The organism is uncultured Brevundimonas sp., from assembly GCF_947305955.1.
Classification (GTDB): domain Bacteria; phylum Pseudomonadota; class Alphaproteobacteria; order Caulobacterales; family Caulobacteraceae; genus Brevundimonas.
The window spans coordinates 61206-76503 of the sequence record NZ_CAMZFB010000007.1 but is presented as its reverse complement, the minus strand read 5'-3'; the positions used below and the strand labels follow the sequence as shown (position 1 = coordinate 76503).

Sequence of the window (15298 nt, the reverse complement as noted above, 5' to 3'; positions counted from 1 at the left end):
TTGTCTACTTCGACTTCGACCGTTCGGACCTGACCGCGGAAGCTCGCTCGGTTGTCACCCAAGCTGCCAACTACGCCAAGACCGGTGCTCCGACCCAGATCCTGGTCGTCGGCCACACCGACACCTCGGGTAACGCTGCTTACAACCTGCGTCTGTCGAATCGTCGTTCGCAGACCGTGGCTGATGCTCTGGTTGCCCAAGGCGTCAACGGTGGCGTGATCTCGCTGGACGGCAAGGGCGAAACCGCTCTGGCCAAGCCGACGGCTGACGGCGTGCGGGAGCCGCTGAACCGTCGCGCGACCATCGACATCAACTTCTAATCTGAAGGGGAGGCGGCAACGTCTCCCCGACAGACCGAAGTGTCGAAAGTTTAAGGACGATTGGCCTAACGGTCAGTCGTCCTTTTACTTTTTGTCGCACAACCGTGCGATGCACTGGCGCTAAACTGTTCCAGCGGCTATCTCCGTTACGCCTGCAGTGAATAAGGGAACCGCTTATGCGCGTCGCCATGATCGGCACTGGCTATGTTGGCCTCGTCTCGGGAGCTTGTTTCGCGGATTTCGGTCACGTCGTGACCTGCGTGGACAAGGATGAGGGAAAGATCGAGCGGCTCCGTCGCAATATCATCCCGATCTACGAGCCCGGTCTCGAGGAACTGGTAGCCTCCAATGCCAGAGATGGCCGCCTGAAATTCACCGTCGATGGTGCCGAAGCGATTCGCGAAGCCGATGCGGTCTTTATCGCTGTGGGGACGCCGTCGCGTCGTGGCGATGGCCATGCGGACCTGTCCTATGTCTATGCGGCGGCCGAAGAGATCGCAGGGCTGATCGAGGGCTTTACGGTCATTGTCACCAAATCGACCGTGCCGGTGGGCACCGGTGACGAGATCGAGCGCATCATCCGCGAGCGCAGGCCCGACGCCGACTTTGCCGTGGTGTCGAACCCTGAGTTCCTGCGCGAAGGTGCCGCTATCGACGACTTCAAGCGTCCGGACCGCGTCGTCGTCGGCAGCGATAGCGAGCGGGCGCGATTGGTGATGGCGGAACTGTACCGCCCGCTGAATCTGAACGAGATCCCGATCGTCTACACCAGCCGCCGCACCAGCGAGCTGACCAAATACGCCGCCAACGCCTTCCTCGCGATGAAGATCACCTTCATCAATGAAATGGCTGACCTGTGCGAAGCCCTCGGTGCCGATGTCCAGCAGGTCGCCCGTGGCATTGGTCTAGATAACCGGATCGGCGGGAAGTTTCTGCACGCGGGGCCTGGCTATGGCGGTTCATGCTTCCCCAAAGACACGCTGGCGTTGGTGCGCACGGCGACGGATGCCAACTCTCCGGTGCGCCTGATCGAGACGACGGTGGCGGTCAACGATGCCCGCAAGAAGGCCATGGCAGCCCGCGTGATTGCCTCACTGGGGGGCGAGGCCAAGAACAAGACCGTTGGCATTCTGGGTCTGACCTTCAAGCCGAATACGGACGACATGCGCGATGCCCCCTCGCTGGATATTGTGCCCGAACTCGTCAATGCCGGTGCCAAGGTGCAGGCCTTTGACCCCGAGGGCATGAAGGAGGCGCAAAAGCAGCTTTCCGGCATCGACTATTGCGACGGCCCGTATCAGGCGGTCACCGGCGCGGATGTCGTGGTGATCCTGACCGAATGGGATCAGTTCCGCGCCCTTGATCTGGACCGTATCAAGCTACTGATGAACGCGCCGGTGATGGTGGATCTGCGCAACGTCTACGATCCTGGCGCGATGGCGGCGCGCGGCTTTGACTATCGCGGCATTGGCCGTCCCCAAGCCCACTGACCCATTAAAAAAGGCGGCTCCCCAAAGAGCCGCCTTTTCTATGTCAGAGACCCGAAGGGGATCAGCCCGTGAACGGACGGATCACGATCTCCACGCGACGGTTTTGGGCCTTGCCCTCTTCCGTGGCGTTGGAAGCGATCGGGTTGCGCGAGCTGTTGCCCGCCACATACAGACGCTCGCGGATGACGCCACGGTTGATCAGATAGTTGGCAACCGACAGGGCGCGGTTTTCCGACAGCGGCTGGTTGATGTGGTCGCCACCGGTCGAGTCGGTGTGACCGATGATGTCGACGGTCGAGCGGTCATACTGGTTCAGCACACCGGCAACGTCGTCCAGAACCGGCAGGAAGCGCGAGTCGATGCTGGATTGGTTGGTGGCAAAGGTGACCTCGGCCGGCATGCGCAGGATCAGGTTGTCGCCTTGGCGGACAACGCCGACGCCGGTGCCGGTCAGCTCTTGTTCCAGAGCGCGCTGCTGGCGGTCCATGTACTGGCCAATACCGGCACCTGCCAGGGCACCGATACCGGCACCGATCAGGGCGTTCTTACGGCCTTCTTCGCTGTGGTGGGTGTTGGTCAGGTAGCCCAGAACAGCGCCACCCAGAGCACCGGCGATGGCACCGGTTGCGGTGTTGTTACGGCGCGGGGTCGAGCTGTAGGGATCGGTGGTGGTGCAGGCGGTGGCGCCAAGCATAGCGGCGACACTCACACCCAGGATTGCGATCTTTGCGCGCATAGAACCTGTCCTTCTTTAATTATCGCGTTGAGCGCGGAACTTAACGGTTCCGACTGATGAGGGTTTCCGCCTGTACAACAAATGAACAGAACCCGCGCCATAGCCACCCAACTGTCACTTGTTGAAAAATGGCTCACCATTCCCACCTATAATGCAGGTGATCCGGGGCCAAATGGGCACGGATCGCGACAGGTCGCTGATGTCAGGACCTCAGGAGTGAAGACGATGAGCCGTACTACAACCTTGATCGAGGCCCCGTTTCTGTTGGGCTTTGACCAGACCCGGGCCCTGATCGACCGCGCACAGCGGGCAGCTGCCGATTCCTATCCCCCCTATAATGTCGAGCAGATCGGCGAGGACAGCGTCCGTATCACACTGGCCGTCGCCGGCTTCACACCCGACGAGCTGAATGTGACGGTTGAGGGCCGCCAGCTGACGGTCACCGGAAAGCGCGAGGAGGCTGCAAAGCCCGAGCCGCGCTATCTGCATCGCGGCATCGCCGCGCGTGGCTTTGTCCGCACCTTTGTTCTGGCCGACGGGCTGGAGGTGAAGGGCTCGCGACTTCAGCACGGGCTGCTGCACGTCGATCTGGTCCAGCCGGATCAGGAGAAAGCCACACGCAAAATCCCGATTTCCACGGACTGATCGGATTCGTTCCACAGGGACCGGTTACGCTTGATCAAGCGTAGCGTATCGGTCCTTCCTCATCTCAAGGAGGCCTCCCCAATGACGCCTGTAATGACTGCTCAGGATTTCAGTGCCCTCGGAGCCCCGGATCTTGTCTATGTGCGCGAAATCCTCGCCAAGGACGTGATCGACGATATCGAGGATGTCGATGTCGAGCTGAAGCCGGATCAGGTGCTCTATGCCCTGCACGGCGCGGACGGAGAGCGTTTGGCTGTCATGCTGGATCGCGCCACCGCCTTTGCGGCGGCACAGGCCCACGACATGGCACCTGTCTCGGTCCACTGATCCAAATCCCAACCCAAAACGCGAACGGGGCCTGAGAGGGCCCCGTTCTTGTATTCATACTGGACCTGATTGAAATCAGGCGGCGGCGGCGCTGCCCGTCTGGACGAACAGGGCCTGAACCCCGTCCACGGTCTGGGCCTGGCGCAGGCGCTCGCGCAGTTCCGGCGAGCGCATGGCGCGTGACACCACGGCCAGAGCCCGCAGGTGGTCCGCACCCGCCGTCAGCGGCGCGAACAGACCAAACAGCAGGTCCACAGGACGGTCATCCAGGGCCTCATAGGCCACCGGCTGCTCAAGGCGAACGAAGACGCCACACACGCGGTCCAGCCCTTCAACGCGGGCATGCGGGACAGCGACGCCATAGCCAAGGCCGGTCGAGCCGAGCGCTTCGCGCTCCAGCAGAGCCTCAAGCACCTTGGCTGAGTCGAGTTTAAAAGCGTTGGCGGCCACTTCTGCCACCGCGCCCAAGGCTTGGCGTTTGGAGGACATAGCCCCGCGCAGGACCACGCCTTCAGGCGACAGTAAATCTGCGATATCCATCTCGGTTCCGATCAACGGCCCATAGAGAACAGGGCGCTGCCTTTTAGAGGCTTTGCCCACTTTAAAAAAGACACCTCGGCAAATTCCCTGTTTCGGGAAGCTTATGCCTTTTTGACGGTGCGTTCCGGATCAATCCAACCCACGTTACCGTCAGGACGACGATAGACGACGGCCATGCCACCGTGGGCGGCATTGCGGAAGACAACGACCGGATAACCGGTCATGTCCAACTCGGCCACGGCACGGCCGACCGTCAGGGTACGGATTTCAGCCTCGGTTTCCGCGATCACCATGCCAACGGGCGGCGGCTCGTTAGCATTGGCAACGTCGCCGAACTCGGCCTCGTCCTCGACCTTGTCCGGATTGCGGAAGATGGTGAGTTGCGCCACTTCGCGGGCGGCATTCTCGGTCTTCTCGGGGGACAGGGCCTTGGGACCGTTATAGTGGTCCTTCAGACGACGCTTGTAACGGCGGACGCGTTTTTCGAGCTTGTCGAGGCTGTCGGAGAAGGCCGCGTGGGCGTCGCCTCCGAAACCTGTGGTGACAAGCGGCTGGCCAGAAGCGAGACGCACCCAACAGTCGACACGGAAACCGTAGCCATCCTTGGAGACTACGACCTCGGCATCCTGGGCGCCGCGAGCAAAATACTTGCCGACTCCATTTTCAAGTTCTTCCGAGATGCGCGAGCCTAGCGCTTCGCCAACATCCACTTGCTTACCGGTGACCTGAACTTGCATAGCCATGACGATAGAACGCGGCTCTTCGAAGTTGGTGTCAACGGCGATCACTGAAATGTGGGAATCGATAACCTTTGCTGGAGCGCGAAGTTAGGCAGCCTTGCGGGCGCGCCGCCGCTCGACCGAGGAGGGAATACGCATGGATTCCCGATACTTGGCGACCGTGCGACGGGCGATGTCGATACCCGCTTCCTGCAGGATTTCGACGATGCGGTCGTCGCTCAAAACCTCGCCTGTAACATCTTCGGCATCGATCAGGGTCTTGATGCGGTGACGCACGGCCTCGGCCGAATGGCTGGCCCCGCCGTCGCTGGACTGGATGGCCGCGGTAAAGAAGAATTTCAGCTCGAACACGCCGCGCGGGGTGGCGATGTATTTGTTCGAGGTGACGCGGCTGACGGTCGACTCGTGCATCTCGATGGCCTCGGCGACCATCTTGAGGGTGAGGGGGCGCAGGAACTCGACCCCAAAGGCAAGGAAGGCATCCTGCTGGCGCACAATCTCGGTGGCTACCTTGAGGATGGTACGGGCGCGCTGATCGAGTGATTTGACCAGCCAGCTGGCCTGTGCCGCACATTCGGCGACGAAGACCTTGTCGGCATCATTACGGGCACTGCCGGACACCTCGGCGTGATAGCGTTTGTCCATCAGGACACGGGGCAGGGTGTCGCTGTTCAGCTCGACCTTCCAGCCGCCTGCCGGATCGGGGCGGACATAGACATCGGGTACGATGGTCTGGGCGGTTTCGCTGCCGAAACCGGCCCCGGGGCGGGGTGTCAGACCCTGAACCTCGGCGATCATCTCGCTCAGGTCTTCCTGATCGACACCGCACAGACGGCGCAGGGCCCCCAAGTCGCGGCGTGCCAAGAGGTCCAGATTGTCCAGCAGGGCCGCCATGGCCGGATCAAACCGGTTGCGCTCCACCAGTTGCAGCTTCAGGCACTCGGCCACGGAACGGGCCATGACACCCGTCGGTTCGAATCCCTGACAGCAGTACATCACCTGTTCCACACGGTCGGTGGAAATACCCAGCCGCTCGGCAATCTCGCCAAGGTCGGCGCGCAGATATCCCGCCTCGTCCACACTATCGATCAGGGTCAGCGCGATGGCGTGATCGCTGGGACAGAAGCCCGCCATCATGGCCTGGGCCTGCAAATGTTCGCTGAGTGTCAGCTCATGCTGGTCGGGGCGCTCGAAATCATCGCTGTCGATGGAGCCGCCATTGCCGACGCGGGACCAGTCGCCGAGGCCCGGCTGGTTGTCGGTGGAAACCTCGTTCCGCTCGCCGGGGGCGGCGTCATAAAGGGCGTCGGTGGGCGCATCCAGTGCCGCCTCGCTGCCCTGTGCCACACCGTCCTGAAAGACGATTTCGGCCTCGCTGGCCGCAGGGGCGGCTTCGGGCGCGCTGTCGGGCTCGCCATCGGCGTCGGCGCGGGACAATAGGGGATTGCGCTCAAGCTCGGCCTCCACAAAGGCCTCAAGCTCAAGGTTGGAAAGCTGCAGAAGTTTGATGGCCTGCTGGAGCTGGGGGGTGATGACCAACCCCTGCCCCTGACGGACCTCAAGCCTTTGCCCAATCACGCGTCTACACCCCCGGTCGGAACACAGGCCGATGTGGCCCGGAACTTGCTACAAGCTTGACCTTGGCGCAGAGCCGTTAACGTCTGGTGAGTCCGGGAAGGCGATTCTTCCCATGGCTGTATTTCGCCGGATGCCCGTCTGGGCTTAGCCGTACATCTCGCCCAGATAGGCGCGGCGAACCTCGGCGCTGTCGACAGCTTCCTGGGCGGTACCTTCAAACAGGACCGAACCCGAAGTGATGATGGCCACGCGGTCGATGATATCCAGCGTCTCGCGGACATTGTGGTCGGTGATCAGCACGCCAATGCCCTGACCGGACAGGTAGCGGATGACCGAACGGATGTCGGCAATGGCCAGCGGGTCGATACCGGCAAACGGTTCGTCCAGCAGCATGAAGCTGGGCTTGCCGGCCAGAGCGCGGGCGATCTCGACGCGGCGGCGCTCGCCGCCCGACAGGCCCGTTGCGGGCGCATGGCGCAGGTGGTCGATCCGCAGTTCTTCCAAGAGGCGGTTCGTCTCTTCCTTGATCTCGCGCTCGGACGAGTGACGCAGCTCGACGACCGAGGCGACGTTCTGCTCCACGCTCATGCCACGGAAGATTGAGGCTTCCTGCGCCAGATAGCCAAGACCCATGCGCGAGCGCTGGTACATCGGCTGTTTGGTGATGTTCTCGTTGTCCAGCCAGATCGCCCCGCTGTCGGCGGCGATCAGACCGGTGATCATGTAGAAACAGGTGGTCTTGCCCGCGCCATTGGGGCCCAGCAGACCAAAGACCTCGCCGCGCTGAACATTCAGCGACACATCGCGAACCACCTGACGCTGGCCAAAGCTGCGGGCGATATGTTCGACCTGCAGGCCACGGCGCGCCGTCGTCGCGACAGCGCCCGGCGTGGCCGTACCTTGATCAGGGACCAGATTGAGTGCCGAAAGTTCCTTGCGGGCCAAGGGGCTTTCCTTAGTTCGACGGATAGAAGACGCCGCGCACGCGGTTGCCGCCGCTTTCGATGCGGGCGGTTTCGGTGCGGACGTTATAGACGAGGCGGCCACCCGACAGAACGTTCTGGCCCTGGGTCAGGATGACATCGCCGGTGACGACGACCGAGCCGTCGTTGAGGTTATAGACGGCGTTGTTGCCGCGCATGCTCTGTTCCGGCGTCACGAAATAGACGTTGCCGCTGGCTTCCACGCGGGTCAGCTGACCATTGGAGGTGATGCCACGGATGGCATCGGCCCGCAGGCGGTTGGTCCCTTGGGTCACCTCGGCACGGCCACGCAGGGCAAAGCCGTCGGGCGTATATTCACCGGCATCGGCACCGTACTGGACCGGCTGGCGGGTCGCGTCGGTCTGGGCACCGGTCACAGCAGGCAGGCCCAAGGCGACGATCATTGCGGCGCTGGCGATGAGAGTTTTCGTATTCATCATTGTTACCTGCCCGAACCCGATGGGTTGATGGTTCCGCTTATCTTTTGATCTTCCCGTCCGATAAACTCGATCCGGCGACCTTGATCATGAATGGCATAGGCCGAAGCCCGGATTGTTCCAAGGGGGCCATTGCCGTGGATACCCTTGTTTCCGGTCACCACACCGGTGTTGGTGTCGATAACCGCTTCGTCGGTTTTCAGGTTGAAGCCTGATTCACCGTCGCTGATCTGGACGTTGGGACCGATCACGACCCGACGCGCCGATTCATCATAATAACCGCCGTCAGCGGTCAGGCGCGTGATCTTCTTGCCGCCGAGGTTCAGTTCCAGCAGCGGTTTGACCAGACGGTACTGGTTGGTTTCCGACGAGCGGATGGCACCCTCGGCACCGATACGGAAGCTGCGGCCCTGCGCGTCCTGACCATGGAACACCGGATTGTCGAGACGCAGCTCACGCGTTTCGCTGGCGCGGCGCTCGACACCGGACATCACGGAACGGAACACGACCCAGCCCACCGCGCTGCCCGCGATCAGCAGGATAACGATCGGCAGGACACGGCGAAGAGTCTGGACGCGCGCCGAGCGTTTGCGCCAGCGCTCGCCGGCGGCGGCGACGCGCGCTTCATCGGCGTCTTTCAACGCTTGCTGCTGCATGTCGGGGCCGCTGGGATCGCTCATAGGGTCGGGCTCTGCGCAGACGGATCAGGCGTGGGCGAAGATGTCGATCTCGTCCCAACCGGCAAGGTCGAGACGCGAACGGATGGGCAGGAAGTCAAAACAGGCCTGCGCCAGTTCGCTGCGGCCTTCGCGGGCCAGCATCTCGTTCAGGCGGTTCATCACCACATGAAGGTGCAGCACGTCGGACGCCGCATAATCCAGTTGGGCCTGGGTGAGGGTGGCGGCACCCCAGTCGGACGACTGCTGGGCCTTGGACAGGTCCACACCGGCCAGTTCGCGCACCACATCCTTCAGGCCGTGGCGGTCCGTATAGGTGCGGGCCAGCTTGGACGCGATCTTGGTGCAGTAAACGGGGCGGGTTTCCACGCCCAGATGCAGTTCGAACATGCCGATATCGAATCGGCCGAAGTGGAAGATCTTCAGCACCTTCGGATCGGCCAGCAGCTTTTTCAGGTTCGGGCAGTCATAGCCCGGACGGTGCATGCGCACGACGTGGGCATTGCCGTCACCGGACGACAGCTGGACCACGCACAGTTCATCGCGGCGGAAGCGCAGGCCCATGGTCTCGGAATCAACGGCGACAACGGCACCGAGGTCGAGATCATCAGGCAGGTCGCCTTCGTGCAGATAAACGGTCATGGAGCAAAACTCGGAAATGGAGGCCATGCCGGGCAGCACGGCGATATGCGGGCCTAAACATAGACGAACCACGCCTGACCGCTAGGTCGTACTTGGAAAGAAAACGTGGGGTCCATAGACAAATGGCGCCGCATCGTTCGATGCAGCGCCATTTGAGAAATGGTGCCCAGAAGAGGACTCGAACCTCCACGGCCGTTAAGCCACTGGCACCTGAAGCCAGCGCGTCTACCAATTCCGCCATCTGGGCCGGTGGGAGCGTTTCCGCCCCGCCGATGAGTGGGGTATAGGGGGAGCTGTCTTGGGGGTCAACAGGCTTTTTGCACTTTCGCGAAAAAACACGTCGATAGGTGAAAGTTCTTCCTTTTCAGCGACCTATCAGGCCAGCCAGACCATCATGCGCGTATCGGTTATTCCGCCACGCGCGTGGCTGAAAGCAGAGCGTGTTTCGCCCGTGTAGAGGAAGCCGGCTTTCTCCAGAACGCGGCCCGACGCAGGGTTGTCGGCAAAGTGGCCCGCAACCAGAGCGCGGCGCTTCCACTTGCGCGACGCCCACAGCAGGGCCCCTTCCAGAGCCTCGGTGGCATAGCCACGGCCCCAGAACTCGCGACCGATCCAATATCCGGTTTCGGGCATGGGATCGCAGTCCTCGAACATGCCGATGACGCCGACAGGCCCGTGGTCCTCGTGTTCGATGATGAAGGTGTTCGCTTGAGCCGGATTCTGGGCCGCGACCTGGATCACGAAATTCTCGGCATCGCCGGTCGTGAACGGGTGAGGCATGCGTTTGGTCATGCGCGCGATGTCGATGTCATTGGCCATGGCGGCGATGCGGGACACATCCTGCGGCACAGGGGCTCGCAGGGTCAGACGCCGCGTCTCAATGACGGGAGAGGTTTCGATGACGCACATGATACTGCCTCGTTCTTTCTGCCGTCTCCTTGAAGGGCTCGGACGGCTTCGAGGCGGGAAACGCAAACGGGGAGCCTGGTGATCCAGACTCCCCGCGGAAAATTTTCCCTTTGGTCCAGATCGGCTGCTGAAGGAGCAACGCCGATCCAAACAAAGTGCAGATCGCGTTACTCCGCGGCCATCGCCTCGGCTGCGTCATTGGCAGCCACGATGGATACGTAGGTACGGCCACCGCGTTTGGTGGTGAACTGGACCGAGCCGTTCGAAGTCGCGAACAGGGTGTGGTCGCGGCCCAGGCCAACGTTGGTGCCCGGGTGGAACTTGGTGCCGCGCTGACGCACGAGGATGTTGCCAGCGAGAACCTTCTCGCCGCCGAACTTCTTCACGCCAAGGCGTTTCGACTCTGAGTCGCGGCCGTTACGCGACGAACCGCCGGATTTCTTGTGAGCCATCTTGTTGCTCCTCTTTTTAGACCCGCCCCGATCCGGAGATCTTTGGGTGGGGCTTGTCTGTCGTTACTGGCGGCCCGTCGTGAAGGACGGTCGCATGTCCTGAAGTGGGCCTGCCTAGACAGGCCCGACGAAACTCTTAGGCCTCAGTGGCCTCGGCTTTTTTCTTGGCCGGAGCCTTCTTAGCCTTAGGAGCTTCCTCAGCCGGGGCAGCTTCGACGCGCGGGGCCAGGCCACGAGCGCGAGCGTTGATTTCAGCCTTGGTGATCAGCTCGACCTTGCCGTCCCACTTAGCGGTCTCGCCAGCACCTTCGATGCCGGTGATACGCAGCACGGATTCCATCTGACGATGGCCGTTGGTGCGACGGTAGCCCTGACGACGGATCTTCTTGAAGATCTTGATCTTCTCACCCTTGCGGGTTTCGATCAGGGTCGCAGCCACCTTGGCGCCTTCGACAACAGGAGCGCCAACAGTGACACCCTTGTCGCCGCCCAGCATGAGGACTTCGTTAAAGGAAATAGCAGCGCCTGCATCGCCGTCGATCTTTTCGACAACAACCACATCGCCCGGTTGGACCCGGTACTGCTTTCCGCCGGTCTTGATCACCGCGTACATTATGAAGCCTCAGCGTGAACGCAAAAATGAATGCGCCCGCCGGGCAAACCCGCGGGCGAAGAGCGGCGACATATACGGAAGGCTGCGAAAGAGTCAACGTGTATCGGGCGTTTAAGGCCGGAATTCCCTTGCGCAGATTCAGGATGTGACCTGATTGCACCCTTTCCGCAAGAGTCCGCTACGCTTGTGGCCCCGGTTGTTTCGCCAATGGTCTTAAGCGCGACGAAGCGTTTCGGGGCAGCAAGGGGTCAAAATAATATTGCGGCGGCCTGTCGACTGTTACAACATAACAGTCTAAAGGGGCGTCATGTTATCCGCAGACCTCGCCCAACCTGTCATTGTATCGCTGCTGGGCGGTGGCTTTATTGCGTCTGCGCTCCATGCCGCCCTGCCGACCCACTGGCTGCCGTTCGTATTGGTTGGCCGCGCACAGGACTGGCGTCTGCGCCGCGTCCTTATGGTGGTGGTGCTGGCCGCACTGGCCCATGTGATGACGACGGCGATTGTCGGTGCCGTGGTGGCAGGCGCGGGCGTGGCGCTGGATCGCTGGCTGCACGGTGTGCTGCCGCACCTGTCGTCGGCGCTGTTGTTCCTGTTCGGGGCCTTCTATCTGGCGCGCTACTGGCACCGCACGACGGTGCCGGACTGCAAGGGTTGCGAGCATGACGAGCCCAAGGTGTCGGATCGTGCCGCGGTCTGGGGGGTGGTGGTGTTGATGGCCGCCTCGCCGGGCGAGGTGCTGCTGCCGCTCTATCTGACGACTGCCACCCACGGTGTCGGAGTGTTTCTGGCGCTGACGGCGGGCTTTGTCCTGGGCACGATTGCGGGGATGGTGGTTCTGACCTCCCTCGCTATGGCTGGATACTCGGTTCTGAGGCTTGAAAAATGGGCGCGTTATGAAGGCGTTGTGCTGGGCGCATCGCTGATCCTGCTGGGCTTCGTCATGGCCTTCCATCCGGCCTGATCTGATAAGTTATACATTTACATTCAGATAGTTATGTTTTGCGACAGGGGTTGACCCCATGTCGTGACGGTTCCAAGTGGATGCCATGGCACACGATCACTCCGGCACGGCCTGCGGGCATGACCACCATGAGCATGACGGGCACGATCACGGGCATACCCATGGTTCCGGTCATAGCCATGGCAAAGGCGACGCGCATGGCCACCATCACCATGGGGTAGGCGGTCACCATCACGGCCCGACCGATACGGGGGACTGGCGCTATGGCGTGGGTCTGGCCGTCAACCTGCTGTTTGTGGCGGCAGAGTTCGGTGCGGGCTGGTGGGCGTCGTCCTCGGCCCTGATGGCTGATGCGGGGCATAACCTTTCGGATGTCTTGGGACTGGCGATGGCGGGCGGCGCGGCCATGCTGGCGCGCAAGGCCGCCGGACCGCGCCGTACATACGGCTTTGGCAAGGCGACCGTTCTGGCGGCTCTGGGCAATGCCCTGCTGCTGATCTTTGCCTGTGGCGTGATCACGGTGGAGGCCATCCACCGCTTTACCCAGCCCGCGCCGGTCCAGAGCGGCGTCATCATCACGGTTGCGGCGATCGGCTTCCTTATCAACCTCGGCACAGCCCTTCTCTTCATGAAGGACCAGCACAAGGATCTGAACGTCAAAGGGGCCTATCTGCACATGATGGCCGACGCGGCGGTGTCGCTGGGCGTCGTGGTGGCGGGCGTGGTGATCTGGCTGACGGGATGGTCGATCGTGGATGCCATCGTCAGCCTGCTGATCGTGGCCATGATCATGATCTCGACGTGGGGGCTGCTGAAGGACTCCGTCAATCTGGCGCTGGATGCGGCACCGGCCCATCTGGAGCCTGCCGAAATCCGCGAGGCGCTGGCCGCGCTGGACGGGGTCAATGCCGTGCATGACCTGCACGTCTGGGGCCTGTCCACGACGGATGCGGCTCTTACGGCCCATATTGTCCATGAGCGCGAGGATGCCGACAGCCTGTTGATGGAGGCGCAAAAGCTGGCCAAGGGCCGCTTTGGCATCAGCCACACCACCCTTCAGCTTGAGCGCACGGCGCTGGACGACTGCAACCATTGCTAAAAGGTCGAAAGGGGTCTTTCCAACGCGGCCGTGAAGCGCCATCTAGCGCCTATGACCCAGAAGACCCCTGTCACCGTCCTGACCGGCTACCTCGGTGCCGGTAAAACCACCCTGCTGAACCGCATCCTCACCGAGGATCACGGCAAGCGTTACGCCGTCATCGTCAACGAGTTCGGCGAGATCGGTATCGACAACGATCTGGTGGTCGGTGCCGACGAAGACGTGTTCGAGATGAACAACGGCTGCGTCTGCTGCACGGTGCGCGGGGACCTGATCCGTGTGGTCAACGGCCTGATGAAGCGCCAGCGTCCGGGCAAGCCCGCGTTCGACGCCATCATCGTCGAAACCACGGGTTTGGCCGATCCCGGTCCGGTGGCCCAGACCTTCTTCGTCGACGACGAGGTCAAGGCCAAGACCCAGCTGGACAGCGTGACCACTCTGGTGGACGCCAAGCACGTCATGCTGCGTCTGGACGACTCCAAGGAAGCCCGCGAACAGGTGGCCTTTGCCGACCGCATCATCCTGAACAAGGTCGATCTGGTGTCGGAAGCCGAGCTGGTGGCCGTCGAGAAGCGCCTGCGCGGCCTGAACCCGCTGGCCCCGATCATTCGTGCTGAACGCTCGAACGTGCCGCTGGACAAGGTTCTCGGCCTGAACGCCTTTGACCTGAACCGTATTCTGGAAGCCAACCCCAGCTTCGCCAACCCGCCGCACGGCGAGGAAGGCCACGTCCACGATGAGCATTGCGGCCATCATGACCATGATCATCACGATCATGATCACGTCCACGATGAGCACTGCGGTCATGGCGACCACTGCGACCACGATCACCACGCCCGTGGCCACAACCACCACGACGACATCAAGGGCTATTCCTTCTCGCTGGATCGCCCGCTGAACGGTGCCAAATTCACCGCATGGCTGGACAAGCTGCTGGGCGAGCAGGGCCAGAACATCCTGCGCGCCAAGGGCATCATCGATGTCGCGGGCGAAGACCGCCGTCTGGTCTTCCAGGCTGTCCACATGATCCTTGAAGGCGATCTTCAGGAGCCGTGGGGCGAAAACGAGCGCCGCTGGAGCCGCGCCGTCTTCATCGGTCGCGACCTGAATGAAGCCGAACTGAAGGCTGGCTTCGAGGCCTGCGCGGCATGAGCGGGACCGAAGCCCAACTGGTCTATGAGTGCGGGGACTATCAGGTCCTGAAACCGGGCGATTTCGTCCGCTGCGCTGTGACCGGTCAGGCTGTACCGCTGGATGCGCTGAACTACTGGAGCGCCGAGCTTCAGGAAGCCTATGCGACGCCGGACATCATGATCTCGCGTCTGAGAGAGCTGAAACGGCTCTGATATTGAAACGGCCCGCACCTTGGTGACGGGCCGTTTTTCTTTCGCGTCAGTCTTGGCGCGTCAGCCAGTCCTTCAGGACTTCGGCCAAGGCTTCGGGCTGTTCCAGCGGGATCATGTGGCCGCTGTCGGTGACGGTGGTGTGTTTTGCGCCGGCGATCCCTTGAACCAGTTCCTGTTGCTCGGCGCTGGAGCGCAGGGCGTCATGGTCGGCGCTGACGATCAGGGTCGGGACGGTGATATCGCCGAGGCGCTCCAGATCACCGTCGCGGGCGATAAAGGACTGGCGGTGGAAGATGTGGCCGCCCAGCCGCACACCCATGTCGCGCACGCGCGCCAGCATGGCGGCGTCGTCCCTCAGCTTGGGATGCAGCGAGGATTGGATGGCCGGACGGCTGAGCCCCTTGAAACGCTCGGGCGGGGATTTGAGCGCGCTGCGGCGCTGGCGGATCATCTCTTCGGTATCGCCGCGGGCCGACGTGGCGACCAGCACAAGGCTTTGAACCCGCTCGGGGATCAGGCGAACGATCTCGCGGGCGACAAAGCCGCCCATGGAAAATCCGACAAGGTGGAACCGGACGGGCAGGGCGGGCAGCAGCGCCTCGGCCATGGCCTCGATGGTTTCGCCTTCGCGCAGGGCCAGCGGGATCACAGGGCCGAAATCGGCCAGCGCGGGCGCAACATCGTCCCACAGCGTCTCGTCGGCCATGAAGCCGGAAATCAGCACAACGGCCATCACTCAAACTCCCTATACGCCTTTCCTATAGAAGCGCGGAGCCGCCACGGCTATGAGCAGTGCAACA

The 15298-nt window shown here is 62.1% G+C and carries 20 protein-coding genes and 1 tRNA gene; 8 read left to right on the top strand and 13 right to left on the bottom strand.

Annotation, left to right across the window (positions count from 1 at the left end):
- Nucleotides 1-320, top strand: a 320-nt coding sequence (locus Q0Y42_RS03530) for an OmpA family protein (protein WP_297800234.1), incomplete at its 5' end; no start/stop codon positions are given.
- Nucleotides 321-496: 176 nt separating this feature from the next.
- Nucleotides 497-1810 carry a UDP-glucose/GDP-mannose dehydrogenase family protein gene (locus tag Q0Y42_RS03525; RefSeq protein WP_297800232.1) on the top strand — a complete coding sequence of 438 codons (1314 nt, stop codon included), beginning with the start codon at nt 497-499 and terminating at the stop codon, nt 1808-1810.
- Nucleotides 1811-1871: 61 nt separating this feature from the next.
- On the opposite strand, the gene Q0Y42_RS03520 is transcribed toward Q0Y42_RS03525, so the two are convergent.
- Complete coding sequence (locus Q0Y42_RS03520) at nt 1872-2546, bottom strand: OmpA family protein (protein WP_297800230.1); 675 nt, start codon at nt 2544-2546, stop codon at nt 1872-1874.
- Between the two features lie 225 nt (nt 2547-2771).
- On the opposite strand from Q0Y42_RS03520, the gene Q0Y42_RS03515 reads away from it, so the two are divergent.
- Both Q0Y42_RS03515 and Q0Y42_RS03510 read left to right on the top strand, forming a co-directional pair.
- Nucleotides 2772-3191, top strand: coding sequence for an Hsp20 family protein (locus tag Q0Y42_RS03515; RefSeq protein ID WP_297800228.1), 420 nt, complete (start codon nt 2772-2774; stop codon nt 3189-3191).
- A gap of 81 nt (nt 3192-3272) precedes the next feature.
- Nucleotides 3273-3518 (top strand): DUF1150 family protein, encoded by a 246-nt coding sequence (locus tag Q0Y42_RS03510; protein WP_297800226.1) that lies wholly within the window; start codon nt 3273-3275, stop codon nt 3516-3518.
- A gap of 75 nt (nt 3519-3593) precedes the next feature.
- Here the strand turns inward: Q0Y42_RS03510 and Q0Y42_RS03505 are convergent, their stop codons facing one another.
- The 11 genes from Q0Y42_RS03505 to rplU form a co-directional block, all read right to left on the bottom strand.
- Entirely contained in the window at nt 3594-4058 is a 465-nt protein-coding gene (locus Q0Y42_RS03505) for a PTS sugar transporter subunit IIA (RefSeq protein WP_297800225.1), read from the bottom strand.
- A gap of 101 nt (nt 4059-4159) precedes the next feature.
- A complete protein-coding gene (raiA, locus tag Q0Y42_RS03500; RefSeq protein ID WP_297800242.1) occupies nt 4160-4795 on the bottom strand; it encodes a ribosome-associated translation inhibitor RaiA in 636 nt (211 codons plus the stop codon).
- 90 nt (nt 4796-4885) lie between these two features.
- Complete coding sequence (gene rpoN, locus Q0Y42_RS03495) at nt 4886-6376, bottom strand: RNA polymerase factor sigma-54 (RefSeq protein ID WP_297800223.1); 1491 nt, start codon at nt 6374-6376, stop codon at nt 4886-4888.
- Between the two features lie 144 nt (nt 6377-6520).
- Nucleotides 6521-7291, bottom strand: coding sequence for an LPS export ABC transporter ATP-binding protein (gene lptB / locus Q0Y42_RS03490; protein ID WP_297800240.1), 771 nt, complete (start codon nt 7289-7291; stop codon nt 6521-6523).
- 40 nt (nt 7292-7331) lie between these two features.
- Complete coding sequence (locus tag Q0Y42_RS03485; RefSeq protein WP_297800221.1) at nt 7332-7799, bottom strand: LptA/OstA family protein; 468 nt, start codon at nt 7797-7799, stop codon at nt 7332-7334.
- 2 nt (nt 7800-7801) lie between these two features.
- Nucleotides 7802-8476 (bottom strand): LPS export ABC transporter periplasmic protein LptC, encoded by a 675-nt coding sequence (gene lptC, locus Q0Y42_RS03480; protein WP_297800219.1) that lies wholly within the window; start codon nt 8474-8476, stop codon nt 7802-7804.
- A 24-nt stretch (nt 8477-8500) separates the two neighbouring features.
- Entirely contained in the window at nt 8501-9115 is a 615-nt protein-coding gene (locus Q0Y42_RS03475) for a ribonuclease D (RefSeq protein ID WP_297800217.1), read from the bottom strand.
- A 160-nt stretch (nt 9116-9275) separates the two neighbouring features.
- Nucleotides 9276-9362: transfer RNA gene (locus Q0Y42_RS03470), tRNA-Leu, on the bottom strand.
- A 128-nt stretch (nt 9363-9490) separates the two neighbouring features.
- Nucleotides 9491-10024, bottom strand: a complete 534-nt coding sequence (locus Q0Y42_RS03465) for a GNAT family N-acetyltransferase (RefSeq protein WP_297800215.1) — start codon at nt 10022-10024, stop codon at nt 9491-9493.
- 167 nt (nt 10025-10191) lie between these two features.
- Nucleotides 10192-10476, bottom strand: coding sequence for a 50S ribosomal protein L27 (rpmA, locus tag Q0Y42_RS03460; protein ID WP_297800213.1), 285 nt, complete (start codon nt 10474-10476; stop codon nt 10192-10194).
- A gap of 136 nt (nt 10477-10612) precedes the next feature.
- Nucleotides 10613-11089 (bottom strand): 50S ribosomal protein L21, encoded by a 477-nt coding sequence (gene rplU, locus Q0Y42_RS03455; protein ID WP_297800210.1) that lies wholly within the window; start codon nt 11087-11089, stop codon nt 10613-10615.
- Nucleotides 11090-11396: 307 nt separating this feature from the next.
- Between rplU and Q0Y42_RS03450 the strand changes: the two genes are divergently transcribed.
- The 4 genes from Q0Y42_RS03450 to Q0Y42_RS03435 all read left to right on the top strand — a co-directional run bounded on the left by Q0Y42_RS03450 (nt 11397) and on the right by Q0Y42_RS03435 (nt 14498).
- Nucleotides 11397-12053 (top strand): hypothetical protein, encoded by a 657-nt coding sequence (locus Q0Y42_RS03450; RefSeq protein ID WP_297800208.1) that lies wholly within the window; start codon nt 11397-11399, stop codon nt 12051-12053.
- A gap of 85 nt (nt 12054-12138) precedes the next feature.
- Nucleotides 12139-13152: a cation diffusion facilitator family transporter gene (locus Q0Y42_RS03445; RefSeq protein WP_297800207.1), complete on the top strand. Its 1014-nt coding sequence runs from the start codon at nt 12139-12141 to the stop codon at nt 13150-13152.
- A gap of 51 nt (nt 13153-13203) precedes the next feature.
- Complete coding sequence (locus tag Q0Y42_RS03440; protein WP_297800205.1) at nt 13204-14304, top strand: GTP-binding protein; 1101 nt, start codon at nt 13204-13206, stop codon at nt 14302-14304.
- Complete coding sequence (locus tag Q0Y42_RS03435; RefSeq protein ID WP_297800202.1) at nt 14301-14498, top strand: DUF2093 domain-containing protein; 198 nt, start codon at nt 14301-14303, stop codon at nt 14496-14498. Before Q0Y42_RS03440 ends, Q0Y42_RS03435 begins: the two co-directional genes overlap by 4 nt.
- Nucleotides 14499-14544: 46 nt before the next feature.
- On the opposite strand, the gene Q0Y42_RS03430 is transcribed toward Q0Y42_RS03435, so the two are convergent.
- Nucleotides 14545-15231: an alpha/beta hydrolase gene (locus Q0Y42_RS03430; RefSeq protein WP_297800200.1), complete on the bottom strand. Its 687-nt coding sequence runs from the start codon at nt 15229-15231 to the stop codon at nt 14545-14547.
- Nucleotides 15232-15298: the final 67 nt, after the last annotated feature.

Excerpts from the sequence above, each read along its gene's own strand:
- Q0Y42_RS03525 (WP_297800232.1), top strand. The coding sequence starts at position 497 with ATGCGCGTCGCCATGATCGGCACTGGCTATGTTGGCCTCGTCTCGGGA.
- Q0Y42_RS03520 (WP_297800230.1), bottom strand. The coding sequence starts at position 2,546 with ATGCGCGCAAAGATCGCAATCCTGGGTGTGAGTGTCGCCGCTATGCTT.
- Q0Y42_RS03515 (WP_297800228.1), top strand. The coding sequence starts at position 2,772 with ATGAGCCGTACTACAACCTTGATCGAGGCCCCGTTTCTGTTGGGCTTT.
- Q0Y42_RS03510 (WP_297800226.1), top strand. The coding sequence starts at position 3,273 with ATGACGCCTGTAATGACTGCTCAGGATTTCAGTGCCCTCGGAGCCCCG.
- Q0Y42_RS03505 (WP_297800225.1), bottom strand. The coding sequence starts at position 4,058 with ATGGATATCGCAGATTTACTGTCGCCTGAAGGCGTGGTCCTGCGCGGG.
- raiA (WP_297800242.1), bottom strand. The coding sequence starts at position 4,795 with ATGCAAGTTCAGGTCACCGGTAAGCAAGTGGATGTTGGCGAAGCGCTA.
- Q0Y42_RS03485 (WP_297800221.1), bottom strand. The coding sequence starts at position 7,799 with ATGATGAATACGAAAACTCTCATCGCCAGCGCCGCAATGATCGTCGCC.
- lptC (WP_297800219.1), bottom strand. The coding sequence starts at position 8,476 with ATGAGCGATCCCAGCGGCCCCGACATGCAGCAGCAAGCGTTGAAAGAC.
- Q0Y42_RS03475 (WP_297800217.1), bottom strand. The coding sequence starts at position 9,115 with ATGACCGTTTATCTGCACGAAGGCGACCTGCCTGATGATCTCGACCTC.
- Q0Y42_RS03465 (WP_297800215.1), bottom strand. The coding sequence starts at position 10,024 with ATGTGCGTCATCGAAACCTCTCCCGTCATTGAGACGCGGCGTCTGACC.
- rpmA (WP_297800213.1), bottom strand. The coding sequence starts at position 10,476 with ATGGCTCACAAGAAATCCGGCGGTTCGTCGCGTAACGGCCGCGACTCA.
- rplU (WP_297800210.1), bottom strand. The coding sequence starts at position 11,089 with ATGTACGCGGTGATCAAGACCGGCGGAAAGCAGTACCGGGTCCAACCG.
- Q0Y42_RS03450 (WP_297800208.1), top strand. The coding sequence starts at position 11,397 with ATGTTATCCGCAGACCTCGCCCAACCTGTCATTGTATCGCTGCTGGGC.
- Q0Y42_RS03445 (WP_297800207.1), top strand. The coding sequence starts at position 12,139 with ATGGCACACGATCACTCCGGCACGGCCTGCGGGCATGACCACCATGAG.
- Q0Y42_RS03440 (WP_297800205.1), top strand. The coding sequence starts at position 13,204 with ATGACCCAGAAGACCCCTGTCACCGTCCTGACCGGCTACCTCGGTGCC.
- Q0Y42_RS03435 (WP_297800202.1), top strand. The coding sequence starts at position 14,301 with ATGAGCGGGACCGAAGCCCAACTGGTCTATGAGTGCGGGGACTATCAG.
- Q0Y42_RS03430 (WP_297800200.1), bottom strand. The coding sequence starts at position 15,231 with ATGGCCGTTGTGCTGATTTCCGGCTTCATGGCCGACGAGACGCTGTGG.